Raw genomic sequence first — 16,651 nt, forward strand, 5'->3', positions numbered from 1 at the left:
CGGTTGGCCTGCATTCTGCCAGAACGCGGCCGGGCGCCCGCCGCGGCGGGCGGCGGCGGCGCCACGCTATGATCGGCCGCCGCACGGGGCAGGCCAGGACCACCACGATGACGATCGAGCTACGCAGTCCCGACCCGCGCGGGCGCCACGGCGCGCACGCGGCGATGCTGCTGCTCGTGCTGTCGGCGACGCACCTGGTGTTCAACTTCCTGCTGACGCCGAACAGCCCGTTCCCGAACCACCCCGACGACTTCTCGTTCCTCGCCGGCACGCTCGCCGACATGGGCTGGGACTGGAAGCGCCCGGTGTCGACCAACGTGATCTTCCTGGTCGCCGCCTGCGGCCAGCTGGCGTCCTACGTCGTGCTCAACGCGTCGGCCGTGCTGGTGGCGTGGCTTGCGCTGCTGCTGGTGCGCGACGTGTTCGGCGTGCGCCCCGGCGTGCTCGCGGCGGTCGCCTGCGGCGTCGTGCTGTCGAGCCATCCGGCCGCGCTGCAGCACGGCAAGTACCTCGGGCTGATGACCAACCTGGTGTCGCATGGCTTCGGCCTGGCCTGCCTGCTGCTGCTCTGGCACGGCTGGCGACGCGCCAGTGCCTGGCGTTGCGCACTGGCGGCACTGGCCTACGTGGCCAGCGCGTTCGCGAAGGAGGACTTCGTGCTGCCGCCGCTGCTGCTCGCCGCGCTGTTGTGGGCGAGCGGGGCCACGGCGATGCGCGTGCCGCCGGCCGCGATGCCGTGGTCGCGTGCGTCGCGGATCGCGGTATCGATGCTGTTCGTCGCGATCGCCGTCGGCTCGATGGCGTGGCAGGCCTATGACCGGAACCCCTTCGTCGCCGGGCTGTTCACGCCCGACAGCAGCAGTGCGTCGTATGCGGTGGAGCTGGCGCCCGCGGCACTGCTGCGCGCCTTTGCCACGTTGTTCCTGGGCTACACCTGGGTGGCGACGCTGCTGGCGGCTGCGGCCTGTGCCGCCCTGTGGTTCGCGGCGCCGGCGCTGCGTCTTCGCCTGTGCTGGCTGGTGGCGACCGTGGTCTCGCTCGCGGTGCCGTACGCGCTCATCCCCAACAACATGCCGGTGTATCGCGCGTATGCGTGGCTGCCGTGGATGGCCGCGATCGTCGCGGTCGCGCTGGCGTACCTGGCGCAGCGCGCTCCATTGCACGCGACGACGATGGTGCGTCGCTCCGTGCCCGCGCTCGCCGCGACCGCGGTTGCGCTGGGCGCGGCGCTGCTCCACCACGACGCACGGCTCGAGCTTGCCGGGCGCTACGCGGCTGGCGAGTCCGTCAACCGCCACATGCTCGAATTCCTCGAGCAGCAGCGCGCCGGGCTGGAGGAAGCACCGCTGGTCGCACTGTACGGGCTGGGCGAGAACTCGCCCTGGTGCGGCAACGGCACGGTGTATCTGTCCCGCAAACGCGGCTTCGAGCAGCGCTGGCTGGTGTTGGCCCCGGGCGAGACGGCGTGCTACCGGAATCCCGCGCAGGGCGGCCGCAAGCCGCGGCACGATCTGCGGGTCACGGTGGCGCCGCCCGCCCATGCCTGTGCGCAGCCGACGCTGCCGGTGCTGGCGTTCGATGCCGAGGGTCGCGGCACGCGCATGTCAGGCCGTGACCTGTGTGCCGCCAGCCGCGGTGCAGCGGCCGGGCCCTAGGGCGTCGGCAGCGCATCACCCCGGCCGAGGAGCCGCCCGGGACGTTCGATGCGCACGGCGTGGCGTCCGCGCGCCGGAATCTCCAGCGCCACCTGGTAGCCGTTGACGCGGAACATCGGCGTGGCGCGTCCGTCGACAGTCGCGCGCCAGCGCGCCGCCGGGTCTTCGTTGAGGATCAGCAGGCCGGGGCCTGTCGCGTCCACCGTCGCCAGCAGCAGCGTGCGCGCGTTGTGGTGCAGCGTGACCTCGCCATCCAGGCGTCCCGTGCCGGCGTGACGCGCGGCATCGACCGCGGCGGGCAGGTCACCCGCGCGCACCAGGGCGCGCAGCGGAGACGCCTGGCCGTGCGCGAGGAGTGACTCGACCGGATCCGCGACCACGGCCATGCCGCCCACCAGCTGGTACAGCCGCGGCAGTGCGTCCACGTGCGTGCGCAACACCAGCCCGGGTCGCAGGATCTCGTCGCCCGGTTGCGCATCGGCCTCGGGCCACAGCGACCAGCGAACGCCATACAACGCGGCGACCATCGGGCTCGCCTGCGACAGCAGGCGGTACTTCGCGTGCTCGGCGGGGCCGATGCCGCCGTGGATCGAGCGGAAGCCGTGCGTCGTCCACGCGTGGGTGAGGAGGTGCGCGTTGTCGACGCTGCCGCCAAGCATGAAACGGTACCGGTCGCGCTCCGGCAGACGTTCCGCAAGGGCGGCGGCGTCGGCGTGCGCCTGCACCCGGTCGGCATGGAACAGCATCGCGTCGTCGTGGGCAAAGCGCTTGTTGTGCATGAACGGTGCCCACGCACTGCCCGCCAACAGCGCCACGCAGGCGAGCGCAAGCACGCCGGAGCCGCCGCGCGGCGCACGCATGCACCAGCCCAGTGCCGCGAATGCCGCCAGCGCGGCCAGCAGGGCGCCGGGGCGGTACGCGCCGGTGGACGCCAGCGTGGCGATGATCATCGCCACAAGCCCCAGCACACCCAGCCATGCCCACGGATCGCGCAGGAGCGGCGGCGGCGTGCGCAGCCGCAGCGACTGCAGGCCGAGCGCGGCCAGCGGCAGCAGCAGCACCACCGCCAGGCACGACCACCAGGTCAGTTCGCGCACCTTGTTCGCCAGCGGCACGACCGCCAGCAGCGGTGCCATGGCTGCGAAACACGACAGCAGCGCGAACAGCGCGACCGCGAGCAGCGCCCGCGCGAAACGGCTTGCCGGCAGCGCCGGGAGCGAGCGGCCCAGCACGGCCAGCGCGGCAACCAGGATCGCGGCACCCAGGTAGGCATTGCCGATGCCGCGCCGATACTCGAATCCCAGCACCAGCCCGGCATCCGCCGGCGCCAAGGCGTGCTGGCGCAGCGCTGCCACCGGCACGGCCTGGTTGCCGGTGACGTGGCCGCCGACCTCGCCAAGCCAGCGGATCGCGCGCGCGTGGAAGGCGAGGATCTCGGAGAGGTAGGGCCAGGTCGCGGCGAATACCAGCAGCGCGGCAGCTGCAAGCCAGGCGCTGGTGTTTGCGAGCGCGCGCAGCCCGTCCTTGTCGCGCGCAAGCACCGTCTGCGCCGCGACCAGCAGCCAGGCCACGCCCGACGCCCACGCTGCGAACACCAGGTTCTGCGCGGGATGCGCGTACACCAGCAGCGTTGCCGCCAGCGCCAGCGCGACCGCCATCGGTGCCTGCGCCCTCCATCCCCCCGCATACAGTCGCGCCTGCGCGGCCAGCACCCACGGCAGCCACGCCATGCCGGCGATGATGTGTGGCCAGCCGGCCGCGCTGCGCACCGCGGGAAACCATGGCAGCGCAAGGCCAACGGCCAACGCCAGCGCCGTGCGCACGCCCAGGGCGCGGGCCAGCGCGCAGGCGCCCGCGCCGAGCAGCGCGAGGTGCAGCATGGCGATGAAGTTCAGCCGGTCCAGCGTGGCCGCCGGCGAGGCGTCGGCGCCCGCCCAGTTGAAGTACAGCGGGTAGAGCATGTGGTAATTGGGGTTGGACCAGTTCGACTCGCCGGCCCTCACGCTTTCGCTGTACATCGCCGCCAGCACGCCTTCCTCGGCGATGGCGTGGCTGGCCTCGTTGAAGAACGCCAGCAGCATGTCGGCCTGGTCCGGGCCGCGCGCCAGGGTTTCGCCTGCGTAGTGCACGCGGGCGATCGCGAACACCGCCGCCATGACCGCGAGCAGCAGTGCGAACTCGCGCAGCGCGCGCATCGACCAGTGGCGAGCCTGCGGCTGCCGCACGTCAGCCAAGCGCATGCAGCGCGCGGTCTGCGGCCTCGAGCACGCGGTCCATGTGCGCGTCCAGGCCGATCCACATCGGCAGCCGGAACAGGCGCGCGGAGACGTCATCGGTCACGTCGAGCGACCCGTGCGTGCGCCCGAGGCGAGTCCCGGCGGGCGAGGAATGCAGCGGCACGTAATGGAACACCGACAGCACGCCGTCGGCGCGCAGCGACTCGAGGATGCGCGTGCGCGACGCCAGGTCCGGCGCCAGCAGGTAGTACATGTGCGCGTTGTGTTCGCAATGCGCCGGCACCACCGGCCGGCGCACGCGTCCGGCCTGCTCGTGCGCCTGTGCCCACGCGTGGTAGCGCGCCCACAGGGCCAGGCGGCCGTCGGTGAGCGCGCGTGCGTGATCGAGCTGCGCCGCCAGGAACGCCGCGGTGATCTCGCCCGGCAGGAACGACGAGCCGAGGTCGCACCAGGTGTAGCGATCGACCTCGCCGCGGAAGAAGCGGCCGCGGTCGGTGCCCTTCTCGCGGATGATCTCGGCGCGCGCGACCAGCGCGGGGTCATTGACCAGCAGCGCGCCGCCTTCGCCGCAGATCACGTTCTTGGTCTCGTGGAAACTGAGCGTGCCGAGCGCGCCGATGCTGCCCAGCGGCTGGCCGCGCCAACGCGACATGATCCCCTGCGCGGCGTCCTCCACCACCACCAGGCCGTGGCGTGCGGCGATGGCCAGGATCACGTCCATCTCGCAGCCGACGCCGGCGTAATGCACCACGCAGATCGCGCGCGTGCGCGGCGTCACCGCCGCCTCGACCAGGCGCTCGTCGATGTTGAGCGTGTCCGCGCGCACGTCGACGAACACCGGCGTGGCGCCGCGCAGCACGAAGGCGTTGGCGGTGGAGACGAACGTGTACGAGGGCAGGATCACCTCGTCGCCGGGGCCGACGTTGGCGAGCAGCGCCGACATCTCCAGCGCCGCGGTGCAGGAGTGCGTGAGCAGTGCGCGCCTGGCGCCGGTTTCGCGCTCCAGCCAGGCGTGGCAGCGGCGGGTGAACGCGCCGTCGCCGGAGAGGTGGCCCGCGGCATGCGCCTCGGCGATGTTGGCCAGCTCGCCGCCGGTCATGTGCGGGCGGTTGAAGGGGATCATGCCGGACGCGCTCATGCGTGCACCGCCTTGCGTGCGATCACGACCCGGCTGCCGCCCACCGGCAGGCGGATCCCGCACGCCACGAGCGCGCCTTCGATGCGCATCGCCAGGTCGAGGAGCGCATCGACCGGCCGTGGCAGCGCCAGTTCGGCGAGCGGGTCGTAGGCGGTGTCGGGGCGCCGCGACCGCAGCCGCGACAGCATCATCAGCGGCAGCAGCACGCTGGTGAAGCTGCCGCTCCAGGTGATCGCGAAGCCGGCGGCGCGCAGCTTCGCCTCCAGCTCGCCGCGCGCATAGCGGCGCACGTGGTGCGCGGCGACGTCCTGCTCGCTCCACAGCCACGGGTGCTGCGGAACGGTGAGCGCCACGATGCCGTCCGCGCGCAGCGCCTGGTGGATGCTGCGCAGCGCCGCGCCGTCGTCGTCGATGTGCTCGAGCACGTCGTAGGCGCCTATTGCATCGAAGGCTGCGGTGAACGGCAGGGCGCGGGCATCGAGCTGCAGCAGGTGGGCGCGCGGCACGCGTGCGCGTGCGTAGGGCAGGCTGTCGGCGAGGAACTCGCTGCCACTGATGCACCAGCCGGGAAAGCGCTCGGCCACCGCCGCCAGCACGAATCCGGTGCCGCAGCCGACCTCGAGGTAATCACGCACGTGGCTGCCGTGGCGGGCGAGCAGTCGCAGCAGCAGGCGGTTGCGCGCGCGGAACCAGAAGTTGCCGGCTTCGAGCGCCGCGAGCTTCGGAAAGAACGCCGCGTCATAGCCGCCGCTGCGTGCGCCCATCACGTACGGAACCCGGCCTGCACCAGCGCGCAGGCGCGTCCGGCATCGTCGCGCAGCCAGGCATTGGCGCGGCGCAGGCCGGCCGTCGACGCCCAACCCTTCTGGAGTTCGAGCGTATGCGCGCGGCGTGCATCCAGCGCCGCGAGCGGCAGCTGCGCCAGCATGTCGATCTGCACATGCGCGCCGCAGGCGTCGGCAAGCAGGGCGGCAATGTCGGCGACCGGCAGCGGCCAGCCGCCGGCCTGGTCGCGCAGCGCGCCGGCGGCGTAGTCGCGCGATACCGTGCGCACGCCCGGCGCACCGAGCATCGCGTTGACGTGCAGGGTGTCGTAGGCGGCATACAGGTGATAACCCTCGCGCGCCCAGACCTTCTGCACCGCGAAGTTGTCGACCTTGGTGGACATGCGCATTTCCGCGAAGCCGAGCGCCCGGTAGTGGCGCTGCGTGTGGCGGATCAGTTCGCCGAACAGGCCGCTGCCCGACTCCGAAGGCAGCACGCCGTAGATGCCGCCGTTGGCGATGCCGGCCGCGGCGTCGGCCTCGCAGCAGGCGAACGCGACGATGCGCCCGGCGCGTCGCGCCACCCAACTCGAGGTGCGCGCGCCGCCACGGTGGGCCAGCGCCCATTCGCGATAGCCGGCCAGGGCAAGATCGGGTGCGAACAGCGGGTTGGCGAAGTAGTGGCTGGCATAGCCTTTGAAGCTGGCATCGACCAGCGCGGCCAAGGCGTCGTCGTCGGCCGGCGTGGCCGGGCTGATGTCGACGTCGGCATTCGTCGATGCATGCGGCACGTGGCGCTGCAGGTCGACCGTGTAATACACCAGCACGCCGGCGTCGATCACCTCGAAGCCGAGGCCGGCAAGCGCGCGGACGCGCTGCGAGTCGCCGACCGGCAGGCGATAGATGGCGACGTCGGCGGCGCTGGCCAGCAGCGCCGGCAGGGGGTCGCCGTCAAGCCGCGTGGCCCGCCAGACCTCGAGACCGAAGCGCGCGCTGTCGGGCGCCGAGCGCGCGAGGCCGGCGTGCTCAAGCATCGGCCAGGGATCCTTCCGCGCCGGTTTCCCGCTCCACCACGAAGGCCGGCCGGCGCTTGCTGTCCTTGAAGACCTGGCCGACGTACAGGCCGACCACGCCGACGCAGAACATGAGGATCCCGCACAGCAGCCAGATCGACGCGATGATGCTGGTGTAACCGGCGACCCCGGTGCGCCCGCTGAAATACAGCCACACCGCCGCCAGCACCACGGCGAACGAAAACAGCGACACACCCATGCCCAGCTTGACCACCAGGCGCAGCGGCTTGTCGGAGTGCGACAGCACGATCGAGAGCGCGAGGCGGGCGGCCTTGCGCAGGTCGTAGGCACTGCGGCCGACCGCACGTTCGGCGTGCACCACCGGCAGCGAATCGGATGGCAGCCCGGTCCAGCGCACCATCAGCGGAAAGCAGCGCTCGCTTTCCGGCATGCGCAGCAGCAGTTCCACCACGCGGCGCGAATACACGCCGAAGTTGGCGACGCGGTGGTCCTGCGGCACACCGGACAGCCAGCCCAGCAGGCGGTAGAAGCACCACGAGCTCAAGCGCTTGCCGAGCGTGTCGCGGCGCCCGGTGCGCTGCGCATGGACGATGTCGACGCCCTCGCGCGCGCGCGCCAGCAGCGACGGGATGGCCTCCGGCGCGTCCTGCAGGTCGCAGTCCATCACCGCGACGTGCGCGCCGCGTGCGTGTTCGAGGCCGGCGTAGATCGCCGCGTGCTGGCCGAAGTTGCGCGACAGCCGCAGTCCGCGCACCTGCGGATGGCGCAGCGCGAGTTCTTCGATGCGCGCCCACGCGCCGTCCGGGCTGGCGTCGTCAACCAGCAGGATCTCGATGCGCTCGTGGCCATCGAATGCGCGCAGGCAACGCTCCACCAGCTCCTCCACGCAGCCCGCACAGCCGTAGACCGGAGTGACGATGCTGAGCGTGGGTGGCGATGGCGGAGCGGTGGGCATCGGGTCGCGGCGCTGCGGAGGGGCCGGGCAATAGTGCCGCAAGCCGCGGGCAATGGACATCGTGCCGCCGGCTGCGGCAGTGCGCGCCGCTATACTCGCGGGCGGCGAACACCGACCCCGAATGCATGGTCCCGAGCCCCGCGCGCGCACCCGGCGCACCGCACCACGCGCATCACCTGGCCTGGCTGCTGGCGCTGCCCGCGCTGCTGGCGGCCGTACATGCCGTCGCGCTCGCAGGCAGCATCGCCAATCCGCTGGTGTACTCCGACAACTGGACGTTCATCGAAACCTTCCTGAAGGTGGCGCTGGAGGATGGCGCCGGCTTCGGCGACTTCCTGGTCAAGCGCGCGGGCGTCGACCACGCGCAACCGCTGGGCAAGCTGCTCATGCTGGCCAACGCGCGCTGGGCCGGGCTCGACTTCATGTTCGAAGCCCGCGTCGCGCTGGGCTGCGTGGTGGCCGGCTGGGCGCTGCTCTGCGTGGTGGTGCTGCGCGAGCGGGGCGAAGTGCCGGTGACGCCGCTGGTCGTGTTCCTCATGGCTGCCGTGCTGGTGGTGCAGCTGGCGCCGGCGAGCGTGGATGTCTACGCCTACCCGATGGTGCTGATGGCGCACGCGTTCTACCTGCTCGCCTTCGTCGTGCTGGCCGCGGCCTGGCACGCCTACCGCGGCGGGCGCGCGTGGCCGCTGGTGCTGGCGATGGCCGCCTGCGGCATCGTCGGCGACGATTCCGCGATCCTGCTGGTCGCGGCGGCCGCGCCTGCGCTGCTGCTGGCCGGGTTGCGCGAACAACGCGTGCGCAGCGCATGGCGGATCCTTGCGCTGCTGGTGCTGGTGCTGCTTGCCTGCCGTGGCGCCTACGCGCTGTTCGGCGAGATCCGCGGCAGCACCAGTCCCGACTTCAACGTCGGCATGGCCGCGCGCGTGGCCGGCCTGGCCGCGCAGTGGCGCGACGCATGGGCGTGGCTGGCAACGCCGCTCAGCGCGGGGCTGGCGTCGGGCGCAGCGCTGCGCGCGACCTTCGGCGATGGCTGGCTGGCCGCGCGCATCGCGCTGGCGCTCCTGGTCGGTGGCCTGCATGCATGGTTCTGGTGGCGGGCGTGGCGCCTGCGTCCGGGCGCCACCTGGTTCCTCGCGGTCGCGCTGATGCTGCTGTTCTACGCGATGGTCGCCGGGGTCCTCTACGGCCGCGTGTTCGTGCGCGGCACCGCATTCCTCGACCAGGGGCGCTATTCGGTGTTCTACCAGGTCGGGATCGTCGCGCTGCTGTTGATGGCACTTGCCGAAGGCGCGCTGGCCAGCGGCCGCGCGCGAGCGCTTGCCTGGGGTGCCGGTGCGGCGTTGTTCCTGCTGCAGCTGCCGCTGGCGCTGCACGCCTGGCAACAGGTGCCGGGCCACCGCGACGCCTATGCGCACATGGCACGCGACATGGCCGCGATGGCGCGCGACCCGCTGCATCCGCCCGCGGGCTGCGCGGTCGGCATCGACGTCTGCGTGCGCCCGGAAGCCACGCGCGTGGCGCTGATGGCGATGCTCGTCGAGCACCGCTTGAACCTGTTCTCGCCGCGGTTCCAGGCGCGCCATCCCGAACTGGCCCGCGCCGCCGGGCTGCTTCCGCAGTCCGCAGCACCTGCCGAATGAACGCGCGCGTCGGCTACAGGTTCTGGTAGTTCGGCCCCGCGCCGCCCTCCGGCGTCACCCAGGTGATGATCTCGTAGGGATCCTTGATGTCGCAGGTCTTGCAGTGCACGCAGTTGGCGGAATTGATTTGCAGCCGCTTGCCGTGCGCGGCCGCCGCGTCTTCGACGATCTCGTACACGCCGGCCGGGCAGAAGCGCGTGCAGGGATTGCCGTATTCCTCGGCGCAGCGGGTCACGCAGACCTCGGTGTCGTGCACCAGCAGGTGCACGGGCTGGTCCTCGTCATGCTCGGTGGCGGCGAAGTACACGCCGGCGAGGCGGTCGCGCGGGGCGAGCTCGCGCTTCACGTAGTCGCGTTCCGGCTGCCCCTGGCCGCCCAGCCTGTCCAGCGACGACCAGTCCGCCTTGACCTTGAGCGTCCACGGCGAGTGCCCGCCGACAGCGGTTTCCCAGGCGGCGTTGAGCAGCCCGAACCACAGGCCCTTCTTGAAGCCGGGCTTGATGTTGCGCACCGCGCGCAGCTCGCGCATGGCATCGGAATCGCGCAGCTTCGCGTCGTAGCCCTCGGGCGCAAGCCCAGCGGCCGCGAGGTGCTCGGCGGCGAGCATGCCGGAGCGGATCGCCTGGTGGGTGCCCTTGATCTTGGGCACGTTGAGGAGCCCCGCCGTGTCGCCGATCAGCAGCGCGCCGGGCATCTCCACCTTGGGCAGCGACTGCCAGCCGCCGGTGACGATGGCGCGCGCGCCGGCGGAGAGGATGGTGCCGCCCTCGAGCAGCGGCTTGACCGTCGGATGGTTCTTCCATTGCTGGAAGGCCTCCCACGGCCGGTATTCGGGATCGCTGTAGTCGAGGCCGCTGACATAGCCCAGCGCCACCTGGTCGTTCTCCAGGTGGTAGAGGAAGCTGCCGCCGTAGGTGTCGTTGTCGGCCGGCCAGCCGAGCGAGTGCACGATCTTGCCCGGCGTCACGCGGCCGGCGGGCAGCTGCCACAGCTCCTTGATGCCGATCGAATACGCCTGCGGGTCGCTGTCGGCATCGAGTTCGAAGCGCTTTACCAGGCGCTTGGTGAGGTGTCCGCGCGCACCTTCGGCGAGCACGGTGACCTTGGCGTGGATGTCGATGCCGGCGGTGTAGCCCGGCTTCTCGGAGCCGTCGCGGGCGACGCCCATGTCGCCGATGCGTACCCCGGTGACGCGGCCGTCGGCAGCGTGCAGCGTCTGCGCGGCGGCGAAGCCCGGATAGATCTCCACGCCCAGCGCCTCGGCCTGCGGCGCCAGCCACGCGCACATCGCGCCGAGGCTGACGATGAAGTTGCCGTGGTTGCGCATGCCCGGCGGCACGATCGGGAACTTGCGGCCGCCGTCCTTCGTCAGGTACCAGAGCTCGTCCTCGCCGGCCGGCACGCAGATCGGCGGCGGGTTGTCGCGCCAGCCCGGCAGCAGGGCATCAAGCGGGCCGGGCTCGATCACCGCGCCGGACAGGATGTGCGCGCCGATGGTGCTCGACTTCTCGATCACGCAGACCGAGATGTCGGGATTCAGCTGCTTGAGGCGGATCGCGAAGGCCAGGCCGGCGGGGCCGGCCCCCACTGTCACGACGTCGTATTCCATGACGTCGCGCTCGGGCTCGGGCACGTCGATGGTGGTGGCAGGTTCGGCTGGCTGGTTCATGCGGGCGGCCCGTGTTGCAGTGCGTAGATTGTCGCGGCTCGCGCGGTGCGCGGCAAACCGACGTGAAGCCGCGTGCTAGCGTGCGCGCCATGGCGCTCATCCCGGTCACGCTCGAAGGGGCAGATCTCGCGTTCGATCCGGCCTGGCTCGCGCGCGCGGAAGCGGACGCACTGTTCGAGCGGCTGCGCGCCGACGTGCCCTGGACGATGCACCGCATCCGCATGTTCGGGCGCCTGGTCGATTCGCCGCGGCTGTCGTGCTGGATCGGCGACGCCGGCGCCGGCTACACCTATTCCGGCACGCGGTTCGAGCCGCAGCCGTGGCCACCGGCGCTGGCGGACCTGCGCGCGCGCGTTGCGGAAACCTGCGGCGAGGAGTTCAACAGCGTGCTCGCCAACCTCTACCGCGACGGCCGCGACGCCATGGGCTGGCACCGCGATGACGAGCCCGAGCTCGGCGCAAGGCCGGTGATCGCATCGCTGAGCCTCGGGGCCACGCGGCGCTTCGTGCTGAAGGAGGCGGTGGCCGCGGGTTCGGGTGCCGTGCCGTCGAAGCTGGCGCTGGAACTCGGCCACGGCAGCCTGCTGTGCATGGCCGGCGACACCCAGCGCCATTACCGCCATGCGCTGCCGCGCACCGCGCGCGCGGTGGGGCCGCGCATCAACCTGACGTTTCGCAGGATCCGCTCAGCGCCTTGAAGCGGTGGACGGAGCGGGCGCGGTGCGGGCGTGTTCGGCACCGGTGGCCAGGGTCCAGCCAGCGACGTCGCGACCGAGCGTTTCCAGCGCGGTCGTGAAGGTGGCCGCGACCGTGCTGACATCGGTGCCCGCCGCCAGTTCGGACACGGTGAACGTGCGTGACGCCACGATCCCCTGCGAGCGTGCGTGCAGCAGCTTGGCGTGCAGCTCGATGGTGGCCGCCGGCGTCGCGCGGCCGGCGTAGTCGGCCTCGAAGCGGCGCAGGTCGAGCAGCAGGCGGTAGTCGGGCGCCACGCCGCTGCCGCGGCGTGCGACACCGGCGATGTGCCCGGAATCCTCGAGCGTGCGCAGCACCACTTCTTCGACCATGTCGGTGGGCGAGCGCGCCCAGCTGGCGCCCGAATACACCTGCAGCTCGCCCGGCGACGGACGCACCGCGATGCGGAACGTGTCGACGGTGCGCGCGGCGCTCGGCGCATTGATCGCGAGCTGCCAGTCGACGTGCGGCCAGGCGGGATCGGCGGCCACGCGCGGGTCGGGCGAGTAGATGGCCGCGCGTTCGCGCTCGCCGGCGCCGCCCAGGATCGAACAGGCGCCGAGCGCCAGCGCAGCGGCCACGATGGCCAGGCGCGCGGATGCGGTGATCGGTTTCATTCGGGTTCGAACTCCTTCGGCGCGTCACGGCCGAGCAGGTAGCGCGTGGGGTTGGCATCGAAGCGGTCGCCGATGCGGCGCAGGTCGCGCACCAGCGAGCGCAGCTCCGACAGCGTCGGGCCGAGCTGCGCCAGGCCGTCGTTGGCGAAACTGTTGATGGCGTTGCGGTTCTCGCCAAGGATCAGGTCGGCGCTGTTGGCGGCGGAATCCATCTTGGCCAGCGTCGATTCCAGGTCGGCCACCAGCCCGGGCAGCTTGGCCACGAAGTCGCGTTCCAGTCCGGTCATCGCGCGGTTGGAGGTCTCCACCACCACCACCAGGTCTTCGCTGGCCTGGCGCGCATTGACGATCAGCGCGGCCAGGTCCTCGCGCTGGCCGGCCACGGCGCCGGTCATGCCTTCGATGTTCTCCAGCGTGCGCGCGATGCGCTCCACGTTCTCCTCGCTCAGCACCAGGTCCAGGCGCGCCACCAGGCGGTTGGCGGTGTCGGCGATGTTCTGCAGCGCCGAGGCCTCGGTGAGGATCACCGGGATCGCACCGTTCTCGCGCGCCTCCAGGTGCGGGGCGTCCGGGCTGCCGCCGGTCAGCTGGATGAAGGTCGAGCCGGTCAGCCCGGTCACCGAGAGCTTGGCGCGGGTGTCGATCTTCACCGGTACGTCGGCCTCCACCCGGATGCGCGCCACCACGCGCCGCGGATCCTGCGGGGCGAGCGACAGCGCGTCGACCGTGCCCACCGCGATGCCGTTGTACTGCACCACGCTGCCTTCGAGCAGGCCGGTGACAGGCTCGTTGAACACCACGTGGTAGCTCCGCCAGTTGCGGTCGGTGGAGAACTTGGCGGCCCACAGCCCGAACAGCAGCAACGCAAGCGCCGCGGCCAGGGTGAAGGCGCCGATCAGCACGTAGTTGGCCCTGGTTTCCATCGTCAATTGTCCTCGGCGGCGCGCTGTGTCGCCCGTTGCGCCGCGCGACCGCGCGGACCATTGAAGTATTCCTGCACCCACGGGTGCTCGAGGCGCTCGATCTCGGCCAGCGGCCCCACCGCCACCACCTTGCGGTCGGCAAGCACCGCCACGCGGTCGCAGATAGCGTACAGGGTGTCCAGGTCGTGGGTGATGAGGAACACCGTGAGCCCCAGCGCCTGCTGCAGGGTGCGGATGAGGTGGTCGAAGGCCGACGCGCCGATCGGATCCAGCCCCGCCGTGGGTTCGTCGAGGAACAGCAGCGGCGGGTCCAGCGCCAGCGCGCGCGCAAGGCCGGCACGCTTGCGCATGCCGCCGGACAGCTGCGACGGCAGCTTGCCGAGTGCGTCGGCAGGCAGGCCGGCAAGCTTGATCTTGAGCAGCGCGAGCTCGTAGCGCAGCGAGTCGGAGAGGCCCGGGTAGTGCTCCTTCAGCGGCACCTCGACGTTTTCGCCGACAGTCAACGACGAGAACAGCGCACCGTCCTGGAACAGCACGCCGGTACGGCGCTCGACATGGATCCGGTCGGCGGGATCGTCGGACGCGCTGTCGACACCCATCACCTCGATGTCACCGGCATCGGGCTTGCGCAGGCCGATGATCGAGCGCATCAGCACCGACTTGCCGCTGCCCGAGCCACCCACCACGCCGAGGATCTCTCCGCGGCGCACGTCGAGGTCCAGGTTGTCGTGCACCACCTGGTCGCCGAACCGGGTGCACAGCCCGCGCACGCGGATGATCGGCTCGTCGGCGTTCACCAGCCCACCTGCATGAACCAGATCGCGGCCAGCGCGTCGAAGATGATCACCAGCGAGATCGTCTGCACCACGCTGGAGGTGGTGCGCTCGCCGACCGACTGCGCGGTGCCCTTGACCTGCAGCCCCTCCAGGCAGCCGATCAGGCCGATCACCATCGCGAACAGCGGCGCCTTGGACATGCCGACCAGGAAGTGGCGGATCTCCATCTCGTCGTGCATGCGCGCCAGGTAGGCCTGCGGCGGGATGCCCAGCTCGAACGCACCCACCGCCATGCCGCCGAGCAGGCCTGCGATCATGGCGATGAACGTCAGCAGCGGCAGCATCACCAGCAGCGCCAGCAGCCGCGGGATGACCAGCACGTCGACCGGGTCCAGGCCCAGCGTGCGCATGGCGTCGATCTCCTCGCGGCTGACCATCGCGCCGATCTGCGCGGTGAACGCGCTGGCGGTGCGGCCGGCCAGCAGGATCGCGGTCAGCAGCACGCCGAACTCGCGCAGGAAGGCGATCGACACCAGCTCCACCACGAAGATGGTGGCGCCGAAGTCGACGAGGATGTTGGCGCCCAGGAAGGCGATCACCGCGCCGACCAGGAACGACAGCAGGATCACCAGCGGCACCGCGTCCAGGCCGACCTGCTCCATGTGGTGCACGGTGGCGGTGACGCGGAAGCGGCGCGGCTCCTTCACCATGCGCAGCATCTTGGCGAGGTTCTCGCCGAGGAAGCTCACCAGCGCGACGATCTCGTTCCAGTTGTCCTGCACGGCGAACCCGAGGCGCCCGAGGGCCGCGGCAACGCCGTATTCGCGGCGCTTGCGCGGGCGGTCGTCCACCACGTCCTCGATCGCCGCCACCAGCGCGTGGTGGTCCTGGTGGAATTCGAGGGCCTCGAGCTCCAGCCCGCGCGCGCGCGCGAAGCGCATCAGCTGCAGCACGCCCACGGTGTCGAGCCGCTCCACGCCGCGTGCGTCGATGCCCGCAATGCCGTCGGGTGCCGCGCGCAACGCGGCGGTGAATATTTCGGCGTTGCGCAGCGTCCAGCGTCCGGCAAGCCGCCAGCGCCCGGCGTCGTCCGGATCGGGTGCCATGCTGGGCGCGGTGGTGGCGGGGGCTGGCATCGTGCGTGGGCGGGCCGTCGCGAAGTTGCACGGAGGATACCGAACACCGTGAAGACGGCGCATGCGATCCTTCACGCCATGTCCCGACCGTTTCCCCAGCAGGCCTACGCCGCCCGCATCGCCTTCATGGTCGAACTGGCCGAGCACCTGCATGCCTACGGCACCACGTCGCCGCGCCTGGAAGGCGCACTGGTGCAGGTTGCGCAGCGCCTGGGGCTGGAATGCGAGCCCTCGGCCAACCCCACCGGCATGGTGCTGTCGTTCAGCGATCCGATGCGGCCGCCCGGCGACAGCGACACCACGCGCGTGATCCGCATGCCGCCCGGCGAGACCGACCTGTCGCGGCTGTGCGACGTCGACCGCATCGCGGAGGAGGTCCTCGCCGGTGACATCGACGTGGCCGCAGGCCATGCCGCGCTGCGCGCGCTCGACCGTCCGGCCGGCAAGCGCGGCAACGCGCTGCAGGTCCTGGGCTTCAGCCTCGCCGCGGCCGGCGTGGCCGGGCTGCTGCGCCTGCCGTGGCTCGAAATCGCGCTCACGGCGGCAATCGGGCTGGTGATCGGCATGCTGCACAAGGCCGCGCGCACCCGCCCGCGCCTGCGCGAAGCCGGCGATGCGGTCAGTGCCATGGTCGCCGCTGCGATCACCATCCTGGTGGCCGCCTGGGTGGTGCCGCTCAACCTCAATACCGTGATCATTTCGGCATTGATCGTGCTGATGCCCGGGCTGGCGCTGACCAACGCGATCAACGAACTGACCAGCCAGCACCTGATGTCCGGCACCGCGCGGTTCGCCGGCGCGGTCGCGACCATGATCATGCTCACCGTCGGCACGATGATCGCGCTGGGCGCGGCCGACCTGGTCGGGATCGAGCCGCAGGTGCGCGCGTGGCGGCCGCAGCCCGACTGGGTCGAGTGGTGCGCGCTGGCGCTGGCGTCGTTCGCGTTCGCCGTGCTGTTCCGCGCCAAGCCGCGCGATTACTGGCTGGTGATGGTGTCTGCGGTGGGCGCGTACCTGGTGTCGCGGCTGGCGGGCGGCGCCTGGGGCAGCGAGGTCGGGATCTTCCTGGCCGCCCTGCTGGTGACCGTCGCCGGCAACGGCTACGCGCGCTGGGCCAAGCGCCCGGGCGCGGTGGTGCGCGTGCCGGGCATCATCCTGATGGTCCCCGGAAGCTCCAGCGTGCGCACGCTGATGACCTCGATCCAGCAGCAGGACCTGGTGGCCGGCCAGGACGCGGCACTCGCCGTGGTCAACATCCTGCTGGCGATCGTCGCCGGCCTGATCTTCGGCAACCTGGCGCTGCCGGCGCGTCGCAACCTGTAGCCGCCTTCCCCCGCGTGCGGGGGAAGCTGCCCGAGGGGCAGGTCGCGGC

General features: G+C 71.5%; 14 protein-coding genes. 4 read left to right on the top strand and 10 right to left on the bottom strand.

Features of this window, described 5'->3' with window-relative positions; genetic code table 11:
- Positions 1-107: 107 nt before the first annotated feature.
- Positions 108-1,655: a hypothetical protein gene (locus JGR64_RS02375; protein ID WP_199374932.1), complete on the top strand. Its 1,548-nt coding sequence runs from the start codon at positions 108-110 to the stop codon at positions 1,653-1,655.
- Here JGR64_RS02375 and JGR64_RS02380 read toward each other — a convergent pair.
- Genes JGR64_RS02380 through JGR64_RS02400 form a run of 5 tightly spaced genes read right to left on the bottom strand, consistent with a single transcriptional unit; the run spans position 1,652 to position 7,783 of the window.
- Positions 1,652-3,895 (bottom strand): hypothetical protein, encoded by a 2,244-nt coding sequence (locus tag JGR64_RS02380; protein WP_199374933.1) that lies wholly within the window; start codon positions 3,893-3,895, stop codon positions 1,652-1,654. The two genes, JGR64_RS02375 and JGR64_RS02380, sit on opposite strands and share 4 nt — an antisense overlap.
- On the bottom strand, positions 3,882-5,030 hold the full coding sequence (gene rffA / locus JGR64_RS02385) for a dTDP-4-amino-4,6-dideoxygalactose transaminase (protein ID WP_233348302.1): 1,149 nt from the start codon (positions 5,028-5,030) through the stop codon (positions 3,882-3,884). The genes JGR64_RS02380 and rffA overlap by 14 nt, the downstream gene beginning before the upstream one ends.
- Positions 5,027-5,794 carry a class I SAM-dependent methyltransferase gene (locus JGR64_RS02390; protein ID WP_199374934.1) on the bottom strand — a complete coding sequence of 256 codons (768 nt, stop codon included), beginning with the start codon at positions 5,792-5,794 and terminating at the stop codon, positions 5,027-5,029. Before JGR64_RS02390 ends, rffA begins: the two co-directional genes overlap by 4 nt.
- Positions 5,794-6,828, bottom strand: coding sequence for a GNAT family N-acetyltransferase (locus tag JGR64_RS02395; RefSeq protein ID WP_199374935.1), 1,035 nt, complete (start codon positions 6,826-6,828; stop codon positions 5,794-5,796). The genes JGR64_RS02390 and JGR64_RS02395 overlap by 1 nt, the downstream gene beginning before the upstream one ends.
- Positions 6,821-7,783, bottom strand: coding sequence for a glycosyltransferase family 2 protein (locus JGR64_RS02400; RefSeq protein ID WP_199375156.1), 963 nt, complete (start codon positions 7,781-7,783; stop codon positions 6,821-6,823). Before JGR64_RS02400 ends, JGR64_RS02395 begins: the two co-directional genes overlap by 8 nt.
- 125 nt (positions 7,784-7,908) lie before the next feature.
- Here JGR64_RS02400 and JGR64_RS02405 point away from each other — a divergent pair, with 125 nt between their 5' ends.
- A complete protein-coding gene (locus JGR64_RS02405; RefSeq protein WP_199374936.1) occupies positions 7,909-9,423 on the top strand; it encodes a hypothetical protein in 1,515 nt (504 codons plus the stop codon).
- A gap of 13 nt (positions 9,424-9,436) precedes the next feature.
- On the opposite strand, the gene JGR64_RS02410 is transcribed toward JGR64_RS02405, so the two are convergent.
- Entirely contained in the window at positions 9,437-11,092 is a 1,656-nt protein-coding gene (locus tag JGR64_RS02410) for an electron transfer flavoprotein-ubiquinone oxidoreductase (RefSeq protein WP_199374937.1), read from the bottom strand.
- Positions 11,093-11,181: 89 nt separating this feature from the next.
- Between JGR64_RS02410 and JGR64_RS02415 the strand changes: the two genes are divergently transcribed.
- Positions 11,182-11,790 (top strand): alpha-ketoglutarate-dependent dioxygenase AlkB, encoded by a 609-nt coding sequence (locus JGR64_RS02415; RefSeq protein ID WP_199375157.1) that lies wholly within the window; start codon positions 11,182-11,184, stop codon positions 11,788-11,790.
- On the opposite strand, the gene JGR64_RS02420 is transcribed toward JGR64_RS02415, so the two are convergent.
- Genes JGR64_RS02420 through JGR64_RS02435 form a run of 4 tightly spaced genes read right to left on the bottom strand, consistent with a single transcriptional unit; the run spans position 11,779 to position 15,249 of the window.
- Positions 11,779-12,444 (bottom strand): ABC-type transport auxiliary lipoprotein family protein, encoded by a 666-nt coding sequence (locus JGR64_RS02420; RefSeq protein WP_199374938.1) that lies wholly within the window; start codon positions 12,442-12,444, stop codon positions 11,779-11,781. The two genes, JGR64_RS02415 and JGR64_RS02420, sit on opposite strands and share 12 nt — an antisense overlap.
- Positions 12,441-13,367 carry an MlaD family protein gene (locus JGR64_RS02425; RefSeq protein ID WP_199374939.1) on the bottom strand — a complete coding sequence of 309 codons (927 nt, stop codon included), beginning with the start codon at positions 13,365-13,367 and terminating at the stop codon, positions 12,441-12,443. Before JGR64_RS02425 ends, JGR64_RS02420 begins: the two co-directional genes overlap by 4 nt.
- A gap of 2 nt (positions 13,368-13,369) precedes the next feature.
- Positions 13,370-14,164, bottom strand: a complete 795-nt coding sequence (locus JGR64_RS02430; RefSeq protein ID WP_234446983.1) for an ATP-binding cassette domain-containing protein — start codon at positions 14,162-14,164, stop codon at positions 13,370-13,372.
- Entirely contained in the window at positions 14,161-15,249 is a 1,089-nt protein-coding gene (locus JGR64_RS02435) for an ABC transporter permease (protein ID WP_199374940.1), read from the bottom strand. Before JGR64_RS02435 ends, JGR64_RS02430 begins: the two co-directional genes overlap by 4 nt.
- Positions 15,250-15,357: 108 nt before the next feature.
- Between JGR64_RS02435 and JGR64_RS02440 the strand changes: the two genes are divergently transcribed.
- Complete coding sequence (locus JGR64_RS02440) at positions 15,358-16,602, top strand: threonine/serine exporter family protein (RefSeq protein WP_199374941.1); 1,245 nt, start codon at positions 15,358-15,360, stop codon at positions 16,600-16,602.
- Positions 16,603-16,651: the final 49 nt, after the last annotated feature.

This window comes from Luteimonas sp. MC1572, assembly GCF_016615815.1.
Lineage (GTDB): Bacteria > Pseudomonadota > Gammaproteobacteria > Xanthomonadales > Xanthomonadaceae > Luteimonas.